The organism is Burkholderia alba, assembly GCF_034721475.1.
In the GTDB taxonomy this organism is placed as follows: Bacteria; Pseudomonadota; Gammaproteobacteria; order Burkholderiales; family Burkholderiaceae; genus Burkholderia; species Burkholderia alba.
In genome coordinates this window covers 1-12,360 of sequence record NZ_JAWJWL010000060.1, presented here as the reverse complement: position 1 = coordinate 12,360, position 12,360 = coordinate 1, and the positions used below count along the sequence as shown (strand labels likewise).

Here is a 12,360-nt window from a genome sequence, read left to right as displayed (position 1 = left end):
TGGTAGCGGCACTGAAAGCTCAAAAATGGGGCGAATTTACGAGAAACTACAATGGCTTCGATTACGCTTATCATCTTCATGATTTAAAGCTAGCTTGCGCGTATCGAAAACATATCCAGAGAAAAATTGTCCGTGCCAAATAAATGATAATCCAGGGTGGAAAGTGGACCGTGGTTCCGTTCCTCGTGGTCGGACACCATTGCGTCTGCGGCATCGGCGTGACACGCGGCGCCCGTTGTCGACGCGGCTCCTTTCGGTTTTCTCGTCAGGTGTCAAAGAGAGCGTGCAAAACTTGGGGNCCAGGGTGGAAAGTGGACCGTGGTTCCGTTCCTCGTGGTCGGACACCATTGCGTCTGCGGCATCGGCGTGACACGCGGCGCCCGTTGTCGACGCGGCTCCTTTCGGTTTTCTCGTCAGGTGTCAAAGAGAGCGTGCAAAACTTGGGGGGCACCCGGGGAGGGAGCGGCTTTGTGGGGAGTACGCTGTGCGGTATCGAAACGGCGGGAGCAGACCATGCGATGGATCATCGAAGCAAGGTTGGCCGACAGCGACACGGTCACTGCCGGTGAGAGAGTTCTGGCTGTGATTGAGCGCTCTGATTGCAGTCTCGCCCAGCTGGGCCTGAGTCTTGCCGAGGGGCGCTCGCTGCTGGCCAGAGTGCAGGCAGGGCTGGTTTCGAATCAGGTGGAGAGGTGGCTGTCGGGCCAGACCCATTGTCGACGCTGCGGTGCGGCCTTGAGCCACAAGGACAGTCGACCGACGGTGCTGCGCACGGTGTACGGCAAGGTGACGGTGATCAGTCCAAGGGGTACTATCAGGTTGTTCGGCGGCCGGACAGCAAGGACGAGTGAGACGAGTATCGATCGGCTTACGCCGGCATCCGGTCGCATGCAGCGCTCTCCCAGGCCGCGAAGGCCTGGGCACGTGCCTCGTGTTTGCACGGCACGCTCCGATTGTAGCGGCACCCCATGAACAGATTCGAAACCTGTCCATGGACCGAGCAAAATCGTTGCAACTGGCGCGCCGGTTTGAACCGCCGCATCACCTTCTCGCGCGCCCGGGTCGGCTGGTGCGAATTCTCCGCCCGGTTGTCCAGCCCTTTGTGCTGCCGATGCTCAACGTTCAGGCCGAGCGCATGGTTCACAGCCGCGTAACTGCGCAGTTTGTCGGTGACGATCACCTGCGGACGGCCGTGGCGCTTGAGCAGCTTGCGCATCAACCGCTTGGCCGCGGCCTTGTCGCGGCGACGCTGCACCAACACATCGAGCTGCGCGCCGCGCTGGTCAACGGCCCGCCACAGTCAGTGCTTTCTGCCGTTGATCGTCACGACCACCTCGTCCAGATAACACTTGTCGCCTCAGCCCCATGCCGCCGAGCGAACCCGTTTCGCGATCGCCAGATCGAATGTCGTCGCCCAGCAGCGCACCGTTTCGTACAAGAGCTCGATACCGCGCGCGGCGAGTCACTCCTCAGCCATGCGCAGGCTCAACGGAAAACGGTAGTACAACCAAACGGCGTAGCAGATGATGTCCGGCGGAAACCGGTAGCCCTTGAACGAAACCGGCGCCTCGGCCTGCGGCAGAGCGGTGATAGAAACTTTCTTCATGCCTCATTATATTCGCCGACTTCTAGAACAACCTGACAGTACTCACGTGACGCCCCTTGGGTGGGGCCACATCATTTTAACCGGGGACTACGTCTGGCACGCCAACAAACGAGTTGCCAATGGGCGATTCCGGCCGCTGCGGCCTTCTAAATTTCGCGGTCGCGAATCCTGACCCAAAAATCGGTATCGCTCAGAAATTTGTCAATTTTTGTGAGTCGATATTGACTTGTGATTTTGGATATCGCCTCATGCAACTAGAAATATTTCAATTTGTTACAGCGCCTTCGGCTGATTTTGTTTAGATGTCCAGATAAACACATTTCTATAAAAATATGGAAACATGGCAGAGAGCGAAGATTTGTCAATCTTTCATGAGTGATGTCCGCCTGCTGATCTTGCTCGTACCGGTAGCAATTCAGTTGGCGGGATGCGGTGGAGATGATTCCGTGCCGTCGCGCGCGTCGAATGATGGAAATCAGCCGAGCACCTCCCCCCAATCGATCCAGCCCGGCACCGTGACGACGGCTCCCGCGCCAGCACCCTTTACGCCACCTACGCCGGTGCCCGAAGTCGGCGCGCAATATGAGCGCTCGCTGACCGGGTTGTCCTATCCGAAGCTTGCCGGATTGTATCCGGGACACGATGGCCCGACTGTCGACAACGGCATGATCTTGCCTTGGCTGTCGATGCGGCCGCCGCTGAAGCTGAACGTGATGGTGCAGACGCCGTTCGACACCGACGGGAACGGCAAACCCGACCGGATCGCGCTGCGCATCGTGCAGCCCGCCGAAGTTGCCGAGGGGCTCAAAACACCGGTCATCGTGCGGCCGTCGGTGTACTACGCGGATCCGACTTACGCGACGCAGACGCGCGCGCCGTTTCTCGGCGAGGCGGAGTATGTGCGGATGGGCTACACGATCGTCTACGCCGATTCGATCGGCACCAACCAGTCGGACGGCTGCTGGTCGGTGATGGACCGTACCGAACGCGACGCAATGGCGAGCGTCGTCCGCTGGTTGACGGGTGACCCTGTCGCACCGGGTTTTGATCTCCAGGGCAAACAGGTCGCGGCATCCTGGTCGACCGGACACGTCGCGATGGAGGGGATTTCCTATGGCGGCACGTTGCCCACGATGGTCGCGGTGACGGGGGTGCCGGGGCTCGAGGCGATTGTGCCGGTGGAGGGCATCAGTAGCGGGTACGACTATTTCCGCTACAACGGCGTGATCGCGGATATCGACAACACGGTATCGCTCGGCAGCTACATGAAATCCCAGCAGGCGTCCGCTCGTGCGCCAATCTGCGAACCCGCGCGCGTCGCGGCCGTCACGGCTTCCGACAACGCGACCTATGCGTACAACGATTTCTGGAAGGCCCGCAACACGGCGTCGCTGGTCGACCGGATTCAGGCGGCGACGCTGATTGCACAGGGGCAGGCCGACAACAACGTCAAGACGAAGAACGCGACACAACTGTACGACGCGCTGTATCGCGCGAAGAAGCCGGTGCAGCTATGGTTGCACAGTCGAAACCACGACGATCCCGCGTGGCAAAAGGAATGGCAGAAGCAGATCGTGATGTGGTACTCACGCTATCTGTTCGGCGTCAACAATGGCGTCGAGACGCAGCCGACGTACGTTCGGGAGACACCGGCGGGTGACATCCCGGTTGGCGCAACGCTGCCCCCCGATCCGAATGACACGGACGACACGCTGATCGGCCATTGCCATTCAGGCCACAATCCGCGCGACTGCATTCCGACGGGCGAGCTGTTCATCAAGGAGGATGCATGGCCCAAGACGGCCGACACATCCTACTACTTGCGCGGCGACGGACGGACGGGAGGATTGCTGACGCCGAATACGGCGGAGGGCACGCCGGCTGCGTCGGTCGATTTGAGCAACGCCACGGCCGTGACTTACGAAACGAAATCGCTCGCGAACGCGACCCGCTACGCCGGCGCGATCCGGGTCGCGATGCGTGGCCGGTTTGCGCCGGCCGTCACGAACATCAAGGCCACGTTGTCGGTGGATGGGCACGACGTGACCTACGGCTGGGCAAATCCGCGCTTCTACAAGGGGCTGGAGGTCGCACAAACGATCGCGCCGAACACGGACTACGATTTCTCGCTGGAGATGATGCCGCGTGATTTCACGGTACTGCCGGGCAGCAAGGTCAAGTTGAAGCTGGAGGGCTACCAGGGCACGTCACTGGTGACGCTCGACCTGTCGCACACAGTGCTCTCGATGCCGGTCGTTCCGAAGGCACGCGTCGCGGCAGTCATGAGGGCGAAGTAGCAGGAGCGGCGCGTTGTGAATCGATAGCCGGCGGCGGGATGTCTCGCCGACGCTATCGGGTATGACGAGGTATGCGACGCAGGGTTTTTCGGGTTGATCGAAGTCGTTGTATATTTATAAGCATATCTAATGAATTGAACTGTTCAGGAGATTGATCGATGACGATAAGAATTCCAGTCTGGGCCGTGGCCACTGTGCTCGCCACGGTAGTACTGGCCGCATGCGGTGGTGACGACCCGTCGTCCACTGCCGTGAGCGCGGCGAACACGACAGTCACCTCGCCGTCAACGCCGGTCACGGCGTCAGAGGAGTCCGAGCTGGACGTGTTTGCAAGAGTTGCGCCGGCCGACAAGGTGCTGAACGACGGCAACACCTACGACACGACGATCAACGGATCGATCGCGATGTCCAGGATCAGCGAGGATTCGTCAGTCAAGCGACACACGATCACCATCAACGGGAAGGTGCTGCCGTATGTCGCGCGCGCTGGGCACCTCGTTGCCTACCGGCAGAACGGGTCGGGCAAGAAGGCCGAGGCGGCGATCTTCTACACGGCGTACACGCGTGACGCGCTGCCCAAGGAGAATCGCCCGGTCACGTTCTTGTGGAACGGCGGCCCCGGTTCGGCGTCGATCTGGCTGCACATGGGATCATGGGGCCCGAAGCGGCTCAAGTCCGATGCACCGAACATGGCCGATCCCACTAAGCAGCCCGGCAGCTTCCCGTTTGAGGACAATGCGATTTCGCTGCTCGACCAGTCGGATATCGTTTTCGTCGATCCGCCAGGGACCGGTCTTTCCACGGCCATCGAGCCGCTCAAGAACGGCGATCTATGGGGCACCGACGATGATGCCCAGGTCGTTGCCGACTTCATCACGAGCTACACGAACAAGTACAACCGGCAGAGCTCGCCGAAGTACCTGTACGGCGAATCCTACGGCGGCATCCGCACACCGATCGTCGCCAATCTGCTGGAGCAGGCGGGTACCAGCGGCTACGCCCCCGATCCGTCCGGCAAGCCGGCCAAGGTCCTGGCGGGATTCATCCTCAATTCGCCGCTCGTCGACTACAACTCCAATTGCGACATGATGGGGGGGAGAGTGACATGCGAGGGTTACATCCCGTCCTACGCAATGGCCGCAGACTACTTCAAGAAATCCGTCAAGCGCGGCACGCAAACACAGGAGCAGTACCTCGGCGAGCTACGCACGCTGGCGAGGACGACATTCCAGACGACCTACGGGTCCTATTTTACCAACGGTCGACCGAACAACCAATGGAATGCGTATGCGGCAAGCACTGCCGGACAAGCGCTCCTGAACCGGATGGCCGACTATACCGGGATTCCCGCGTCGACTTGGAAGAGCACGTTCAACTACACGCCGGGGCCGTTCCGAAGCGCGCTGGTTCCCGGTTACAACCTCGGACGCTACGATGCACGCATGAAGGTACCGAACGGCAACAGCTTCGCGGCGGACAGCTACATCGACGTGGCCTTCCTCAATCAACTCAAGACGTATTTCCCCGATTTCGTCAACTACAAGACCCAGTCGAGCTACGAGCCACTCAATAGTGCGACGATCTCGAACTGGAAATGGAAGCGGGCAGGGAGCAAATACTATTACCCGCAGAGCATTACCGACATTCAAGCCGTTCTCACCGCGAACCCGGATGCCAAATTGCTGATTCTTCACGGTTATGAAGATATCGCAACGCCAGGCTTCCAGACCGAGCTGGATCTCGAGGGGGTGAACCTGGGCGATCGCATCCCGGTCAAATGGTTCGAAGGCGGGCACATGATCTACAACACCGAGGCATCGCGCGCGCCGCTGAAACAGACGATCGACAGCTATTACAAGTCGCCAGCGCGTATCGCGGACGGTTCCTTACTGTAAGCCGAGGACAGCTATGAAAATCGTGACTTATTTTGGTTTCACCGTAGCCGCCTCCGTCATTTCGATGTCAGGCATCGGCGCAGCGCGTGCCTATGACGATTTGCCGAAGCCGCCGCCACCGCCCGAGGGCTGGGTTCAACCTCCCAAGCAATCGGAGGGCTCCGTGACGCGAGACGTGGATAACCAGGTCGCCCAGCGTTTTACCGCCGCCACCGGCGGCAATCCCGACGGACTATTGTCGAAGCAACAGGCCAAGGCGGCTGGCTGGGGGCTGGTCAGTGACCATTTCTCGGAGATCGACCGTGCGGGGACGGGTTATATCCGGCTCGATGACGTGCTGCGGTTCATGTCTGAACGAACGCCGCAGCACATCATGCGCATGAAAAATGCGACGAAACAGAATCAGCAGCTGTAACGTGGTCTGGATTCCCCGCCGTGTATGGCGGGGAATTTCATTTCCGGTCAGATCATTTCGATTTCTCGCGGGGCTCTCCGCAACGTCAATTCCATTGGCCCCTTCCTGCCGATGCGGCAACCACAAGCCTTAGCGTACGTAAAAATCCGTTTCTTGAGGGCACCCCAACTTGTCGCACCAGCGGCGAATCGTTTCGCGGCTCACCACGACACCACGCTCGAAAAGGAGTTCTTCGATGTCACGCAGGCTGAGCTGGAAGCGGAAATACCAACCACAGCCTGACTGATGGTGGCCGCTGGGAATCGATGTCCACGATAGAGCGATTGCCTTTTCATTTCGACATCCTACGCTACCGACCATCTGCTCAACGTGACAATGCCGTTCTCTATGCTCCGTCACCGTGGTGACGTTTATACGTCAGCGCTGCTGCAATTCCTCCGGCGATCATGCCGCCGATAGCCGCGCTCGACCAACTAATAGCGCCGCTGTAATATGCGGCCGCTGCCACGCCGACTCCACCAAACGCCGCACCAAGAGCAGTATTCTTACTAAAGTCGACAATAAAATTCCATCGCGCTGACCCGGGCTGTTCAGTACGAGGCCCAAACCACAATAAATCCAAAAACCCTTCGGTCATTCTCGTTATGAAATACAAAACATTGTCCATGCTTACCTCAACGATTTTAATCAGTTTTGCTTAATTTATCCCATCAATATATCGGTATCAGAAAGATATTCAAATGCCAATTTTCAATACAACACATCATGCAAATAATTCGACTTCCCTCTGAGCCGCGCACTGTAAAAAGAGTGCTGGCGCACGTGCTGCGCATCCCCTCTTCGAGTCATCCGTGCGTGCTACGCCTCAACAATAATACCAACAAAATTGAGGTGCAACGCCGTCGACGAACACGGTGCCGAACTCGATGTGCTGCTGCAGAAGCGGCGCGACAAAGTCGCCGCCAAACGTTTCTTCCAGCGGGTGCTGCGCACCTGCCCGGCACCACGCATGATCGCCACCGATCAGCTACGCAGCTATCCGGTGGCCAAGGCCGACATTCCGGAACCCGTGAATGTGAAGCATGTGTCAGCGGGCACCGTAATAGAGCCGGTGGGTTAAGACTCGGTGGAAATCAACAGCTTCGCCTTTCAAGCGGCAAGACTGATCTGGTTCTTGTGGCATTTGCCGCTCTAATGAACAGCCCGCCCGGGAACGGGCGGGCTGTTCGTAACCAGTGAAATGGCGTCCCGCTCGGCCGGGCGACGGACTGCGAAACGATGCCGGCAACGGCCTCGCTCAATGCAGCTCGGGCGGTACGTACTGAACCCCGAACTGTCCGGCCAACTGCGCGAGCCGTCGATCGCGCGTCCAGAGCCAGGTGTTTGGGGTCAACAGCACCGACGCCAGCAGAGTGCAATCCACGGCGCCGCATCCGCGCCCATGCAACCGTTCTCGCTCGATCCAATCCATAACTTCGACGGGCGTTGCAAGGCGGGTTTGACGCAACAGCGCGAGGTCTCCCAGTGTCCGGGTGCGCGGCTCGGGAGGTGTTCCGCATGTCAACTCGAGCAGCACCAGCGGATGCGAGAGCACGTTGTCGACGCGCAGCAGTTGGACCAGCGCCGGCAGCGGTCGCCTGAAGTGCTCGACCCAGACGGACGTATCGATCAGCACGCTCATCGGGCGGTCGCCTTCGAAGCGCGACGCGGTACGTCCGGCATGTCGGGCGAGCGACCGCCCAGCGCAGCCAGGCGTTGGCCGGCTTGGACGCGTACGAACGTCTCCAGTGCGGCCCGGAACAGGTCAGCAGGCGCCATATCCGGCTCGGCGAGCTCGAGCGCGCGCGCGTAGAGAGTGTCGTCGACAGTAACGGTGGTGCGCATGATGCCTCCATTGATGCGATTATGCATCAATTATATCATCATGGGGGTAGGGGTGGGAGTCCAGCGGGTAGGGTATCAAAGCAATTTGACAGCTCTGTCAACTTACCGCTAGCGGGTTTGGTGATCTTGGCTAGCGGAATTTGCAAACCTCAACACCAGGTCGCCGGTGTCTCGTCGGTGGCGGGCCACCACCGCAGGCCGCCGCAGCTGTATTTCCGCAAGAAGGTCCCGCTGCGCGAGATAGCGAGGCGTACGGGCCTGTCCCGAAACACGGTACGTAGCTGGCTGCGGCAGACCGATGCCGTCGAGCCGATCGGTTCTGTCGCGATAACGCGATGGAGTAGAATCGGAAGAAGAAAAATCTGCCTGACACCCTGGTGAAGAAGGCGCGCATTTCACGCAAGATGCTGGCACCGGACGTTGCGAAAGTGCTAAAGCGATTGCATCCCGTTCGACATCATCCTGCTGTGCGTGCGGTGGTGCGTGGCGTATTCACTGAGCCTGCGCAATCTCGAAGAAATGATGACCGACCATGGCATGGAGGTCGATCATTCGACCGCGCACCGGTGGGTCATCAAGCGGGTGCCGCTATTCGAAAAGGCGTTCCGACAGCGCAAACGTCCGGTGGGCGCAAGCGGGCGGATGGACGAGACATACATCAGGCTGCGCGGTCAGTGGAAGTATCTGTACCGGGCCGCCGACAAGGGCGGCAACACGGTTGATTTCCTGTTTCGGGTCCGCCGTGATAGGGCTGCCGCCCAGCGGTACTTCGAAAAGACCATTGACCAGAATGGCGTGCCGGAGACGGTTACAGTGGACAAAAGCGGGGCCAATCTCGCGGCCCTTCGGGGCTTCAATGCCGGGCGAGAGACGCCCATCAAGATCCGACAGTGCAAGTACCTGAACAACATCGTCGAGCAGGATCACCGGGCGATCAAGCGGATCGTCAAGCCGATGCTGGGTTTCAAGAGTTTTCGTTGTGCGCGCATCATTCTTTCTGGCATCGAGATCATGCACATGATCCGGAAAGGGCAGTTGCAGGTGACCCGCAACGTACCGCTTTCCGTTGGCCAGCAGTTTTACTTTTTGGCAATGTAAAGAATCCTAATAACACTGCTCGAACTCGCTCGGGCTGCGTTATCGCGACAGAACCCATTAAACGACCGCATACTCCGAACGTGTTAGGTCGCCTCCAATCCTCGCTTCACCACTTCACTCCCATACCAGCATTGAAGCCGACGGCGTGACCACTTGTAGACACCCCTACACCGTACGCAATCTTCCCCGTTCCAGATAATCCCTTGAAGTTGATCGCCACCGCACCATAGCCCTGATATCCCCCCATGCCAACGCCTAGGGTCTTTTCGCCCGGGTTCAGCGTGGGGAGGTACGTGCCCGACATAGCCATTGACATTGCGATACCGGAGTACGCATTTCTCGCCACATCGTTGATGGCCTGATTCACCGTATTGATTCGCTGGTCGGTGTAGCTATTGGCTGTACTAATTCCAGAGTTGACCGAGTTATTCAGTTGATTTAGGTTCACGGCATCAGTACCTTCCGTACCCGGCGCGACGTTGGTTATCTGACGTTGTTGCGTGCTGCTGCCGACCGACACGACGTTGGAGCGGCCACCATCGTTCGAGTTGGCGCCGATCGCGACCGAGTTCGAGCCCGCGGTGACGGTCGGCTTGTCGGAGCCGGTGCCGTTCATGTCGGCGGCGATCCCGGTCGTGTTGGATGCCTGGGTCGTGTTGTTATTGAGCGTGGTCGACAGCGACGTGATCTGGTTGTTGATGTTGGTCACGCCGGTGGACAGCGAGGCGACGGTGCTGTTGGTGGAATTCAGGCCGGTGGACAGCGAGTTGATGCCGGTTGAGGTCGAGGTGGACAGCGAGGCGATGTTGCTGTTGGTGGAGCTCAAACCGGTGGACAGCGAACTGACGCCCGTCGACAGCGACGCGATGCTGGTCGACGTGGCGGTCGACAGGCTGCTGACGGACTGATTGGTCGCGTAGAGCTGCGAACCATTGATCGCATCGGTGCTGGTGGCCGTGACCTGACCCGCCGCGACGTTGGTGACCTGGCGCTCGGCGCCTGGCGCGCCGACGCTGACGACGCTGGTCGGGGTGGTGCCCGCGTAGTTGTAGGTCACGCCGCCGACGGTGCCGGTCGCGGTCGGGTTCGGCGCGGCGGTGATGGAGCCCGAGCCGAGCGCGACGTCGTTGGAGTTGAGCGCGATGGCGCCGTTGCCGAAGGCGAGGGAGCCCACGCCGGCGGCGGTCGACGTGTTGCCGAGGGCGAGCGAGCCCGCGCCGGAGGCGATGTTCGCATTGCCGATCGCGAGGGCGCCGTTGCCGGTGGCCGTGTTGTTCGCGCCGAGGGCGACCGCACCGGTGCCGGTTGCGACGTTCGGGTCGCCGATCGCAACCGCGCCGTCACCCGAGGCGGTGTTGGCCGCGCCGATCGAGACCGCCTTGCCGCCGGTGGCGGAGGCGTGCTGGCCGATCGCGACGGAGCCGTCGGAGTTGGCGTTGGCGCCGTCGCCGACCGCGACGCTGCTGGCGCCCGCGGCGAATGCGTTGGTGCCGGCCGCGAGGGCGTTGACGCCGGTGGCGCCGTCGTTGTTGTAGTTCGACTGCTGCGTGCCGTTGTCGTTGACGCTGTAGTAGTGCGTCTTGGCGGCCTGGATCGCGGTCGAGGTCGAGGTGGACAGCGACGTGACATTGCTGTTGGTCGTGCTCAGTCCTGTCGACAGCGAGGTGATTCCGCTTGCCGCCGTGCTCAGGCCCGTCGAAGTCGACGTGGACAAAGACGTAATTGAACTCGTCGCCGTCGACAGTCCGGTCGAGGTGGACGACGACAGCGAAGTCACCGAGCTATTGGTCGTACTCAGCCCCGTCGACAGCGACGTGATTCCGCTTGTCGCCGTACTCAGACCCGTCGAAGTCGAAGTCGACAAAGAAGTAATCGAGCTGTTCGCGCTCGACAGTCCTGTCGAAGTCGACGTGGACAAAGACGTAATTGAACTCGTGGCCGTCGACAGCCCGGTTGAGGTGGACGACGACAACGAAGTCACCGTGCTGTTGGTCGTGCTCAGCCCTGTCGACAGCGACGTGATTCCGCTTGTCGCCGTGCTCAGACCCGTCGAAGTCGACGTCGACAAAGAAGTCATCGAACTGTTCGCGCTCGAAAGTCCTGTCGATGTCGAGGTAGACAAAGACGTAATCGAACTCGTGGCCGTCGACAGTCCGGTTGAGGTGGACGACGACAGCGAAGTCACCGTGCTGTTGGTCGTGCTCAGCCCTGTCGACAGCGACGTAATTCCGCTTGTCGCCGTGCTCAGGCCCGTCGAAGTCGAAGTCGACAAAGAAGTAATCGAGCTGTTCGCGCTCGACAGTCCTGTCGAAGTCGACGTGGACAACGACGTAATTGAACTCGTGGCCGTCGACAGCCCGGTTGAGGTGGACGACGACAGCGAAGTCACCGTGCTGTTGGTCGTGCTCAGCCCTGTCGACAGCGACGTAATTCCGCTTGTCGCCGTGCTCAGGCCCGTCGAAGTCGAAGTCGACAAAGAAGTAATCGAGCTGTTCGCGCTCGACAGTCCTGTCGAAGTCGACGTCGACAAAGACGTAATCGAACTCGTGGCCGTCGACAGGCCGGTTGAGGTGGACGACGACAGCGAAGTCACCGTGCGGTTGGTCGTGCTCTGCCCTGTCGACAGCGACGTAATTCCGCTAGTCGCCGTGCTCAGGCCCGTCGAAGTCGAAGTCGACAAAGAAGTAATCGAGCTGTTCGCGCTCGACAGTCCTGTCGAAGTCGACGTGGACAACGACGTAATTGAACTCGTGGCCGTCGACAGCCCGGTTGAGGTGGACGACGACAGCGAAGTCACCGTGCTGTTGGTCGTGCTCAGCCCTGTCGACAGCGACGTAATTCCGCTTGTCGCCGTACTCAGACCCGTCGAAGTCGAGGTCGACAAGGACGTAATCGAACTCGTCGCCGTCGACAGCCCGGTAGAGGTGGACGACGACAGCGAAGTCACCGTGCGGTTGGTCGTGCTCTGCCCTGTCGACAGCGACGTAATTCCGCTCGTCGCCGTGCTCAGGCCCGTCGAAGTCGACGTGGACAACGACGTAATTGAACTCGTGGCCGTCGACAGTCCGGTCGAGGTGGACGACGACAACGAAGTCACCGAGCTATTGGTCGTACTCAGCCCCGTCGACAGCGACGTGATTCCGCTTGTCGCCGTACTCAGACCCG

General features: G+C 60.0%; 9 protein-coding genes and 4 pseudogenes. 7 read left to right on the top strand and 6 right to left on the bottom strand.

Annotated features, from left to right (window positions below):
- Nucleotides 1-11 precede the first annotated feature (11 nt).
- The gene (locus RZR99_RS33475) at nucleotides 12-143 is read left to right on the top strand and encodes an N-acetylmuramidase domain-containing protein (RefSeq protein ID WP_407655539.1); all 132 of its coding nucleotides are present in this window, start codon (nucleotides 12-14) and stop codon (nucleotides 141-143) included.
- 725 nt (nucleotides 144-868) lie between these two features.
- Here the strand turns inward: RZR99_RS33475 and RZR99_RS31225 are convergent.
- A pseudogene (locus RZR99_RS31225) lies at nucleotides 869-1,582 on the bottom strand (IS6 family transposase).
- A 356-nt stretch (nucleotides 1,583-1,938) separates the two neighbouring features.
- Between RZR99_RS31225 and RZR99_RS31220 the strand changes: the two are divergent.
- From RZR99_RS31220 to RZR99_RS31210, 3 genes are all read left to right on the top strand, one after another.
- The gene (locus RZR99_RS31220) at nucleotides 1,939-3,903 is read left to right on the top strand and encodes a Xaa-Pro dipeptidyl-peptidase (RefSeq protein ID WP_323123590.1); all 1,965 of its coding nucleotides are present in this window, start codon (nucleotides 1,939-1,941) and stop codon (nucleotides 3,901-3,903) included.
- Nucleotides 3,904-4,061: 158 nt separating this feature from the next.
- Complete coding sequence (locus tag RZR99_RS31215; RefSeq protein WP_407655538.1) at nucleotides 4,062-5,798, top strand: S10 family serine carboxypeptidase-like protein; 1,737 nt, start codon at nucleotides 4,062-4,064, stop codon at nucleotides 5,796-5,798.
- 13 nt (nucleotides 5,799-5,811) lie between these two features.
- The gene (locus RZR99_RS31210; RefSeq protein WP_323123589.1) at nucleotides 5,812-6,213 is read left to right on the top strand and encodes a hypothetical protein; all 402 of its coding nucleotides are present in this window, start codon (nucleotides 5,812-5,814) and stop codon (nucleotides 6,211-6,213) included.
- Between the two features lie 162 nt (nucleotides 6,214-6,375).
- Here RZR99_RS31210 and RZR99_RS31205 read toward each other — a convergent pair.
- Both RZR99_RS31205 and RZR99_RS31200 read right to left on the bottom strand, forming a co-directional pair.
- A pseudogene (locus RZR99_RS31205) lies at nucleotides 6,376-6,548 on the bottom strand (IS6 family transposase); the annotation flags it as partial.
- Between the two features lie 50 nt (nucleotides 6,549-6,598).
- Nucleotides 6,599-6,880, bottom strand: coding sequence for a hypothetical protein (locus tag RZR99_RS31200; RefSeq protein ID WP_323123588.1), 282 nt, complete (start codon nucleotides 6,878-6,880; stop codon nucleotides 6,599-6,601).
- Nucleotides 6,881-7,111: 231 nt separating this feature from the next.
- Between RZR99_RS31200 and RZR99_RS31195 the strand changes: the two are divergent.
- Nucleotides 7,112-7,300, top strand: a pseudogene (locus RZR99_RS31195) (DDE-type integrase/transposase/recombinase); the annotation flags it as partial.
- Nucleotides 7,301-7,510: 210 nt separating this feature from the next.
- On the opposite strand, the gene RZR99_RS31190 reads toward RZR99_RS31195, so the two are convergent.
- Nucleotides 7,511-7,894: a type II toxin-antitoxin system VapC family toxin gene (locus RZR99_RS31190; protein ID WP_323123587.1), complete on the bottom strand. Its 384-nt coding sequence runs from the start codon at nucleotides 7,892-7,894 to the stop codon at nucleotides 7,511-7,513.
- Nucleotides 7,891-8,097 carry a type II toxin-antitoxin system VapB family antitoxin gene (locus RZR99_RS31185; protein WP_323123586.1) on the bottom strand — a complete coding sequence of 69 codons (207 nt, stop codon included), beginning with the start codon at nucleotides 8,095-8,097 and terminating at the stop codon, nucleotides 7,891-7,893. Before RZR99_RS31185 ends, RZR99_RS31190 begins: the two co-directional genes overlap by 4 nt.
- 177 nt (nucleotides 8,098-8,274) lie before the next feature.
- Here RZR99_RS31185 and RZR99_RS31180 point away from each other — a divergent pair.
- Together RZR99_RS31180 and RZR99_RS31175 are read left to right on the top strand one after the other, a co-directional pair.
- Nucleotides 8,275-8,409, top strand: a pseudogene (locus RZR99_RS31180) (helix-turn-helix domain-containing protein); the annotation flags it as partial.
- Nucleotides 8,410-8,501: 92 nt separating this feature from the next.
- Nucleotides 8,502-9,195 (top strand): IS6 family transposase gene (locus tag RZR99_RS31175; RefSeq protein ID WP_323123592.1). Its coding sequence is split into 2 segments (ribosomal slippage): nucleotides 8,502-8,545 and nucleotides 8,544-9,195, totalling 696 coding nucleotides; the frame shifts between segments, so codons are not numbered across the junction.
- A gap of 106 nt (nucleotides 9,196-9,301) precedes the next feature.
- Here the strand turns inward: RZR99_RS31175 and RZR99_RS31170 are convergent.
- Nucleotides 9,302-12,360 (bottom strand): YadA family autotransporter adhesin (locus RZR99_RS31170; protein WP_323123591.1); only part of this gene is annotated, 3,059 nt, incomplete at its 5' end.

Coding starts and splice junctions, on each gene's coding strand:
- RZR99_RS31220 (WP_323123590.1), top strand. CDS start 1,939: ATGGAAACATGGCAGAGAGCGAAGATTTGTCAATCTTTCATGAGTGAT.
- RZR99_RS31215 (WP_407655538.1), top strand. CDS start 4,062: ATGACGATAAGAATTCCAGTCTGGGCCGTGGCCACTGTGCTCGCCACG.
- RZR99_RS31210 (WP_323123589.1), top strand. CDS start 5,812: ATGAAAATCGTGACTTATTTTGGTTTCACCGTAGCCGCCTCCGTCATT.
- RZR99_RS31200 (WP_323123588.1), bottom strand. CDS start 6,880: ATGGACAATGTTTTGTATTTCATAACGAGAATGACCGAAGGGTTTTTG.
- RZR99_RS31190 (WP_323123587.1), bottom strand. CDS start 7,894: ATGAGCGTGCTGATCGATACGTCCGTCTGGGTCGAGCACTTCAGGCGA.
- RZR99_RS31185 (WP_323123586.1), bottom strand. CDS start 8,097: ATGCGCACCACCGTTACTGTCGACGACACTCTCTACGCGCGCGCGCTC.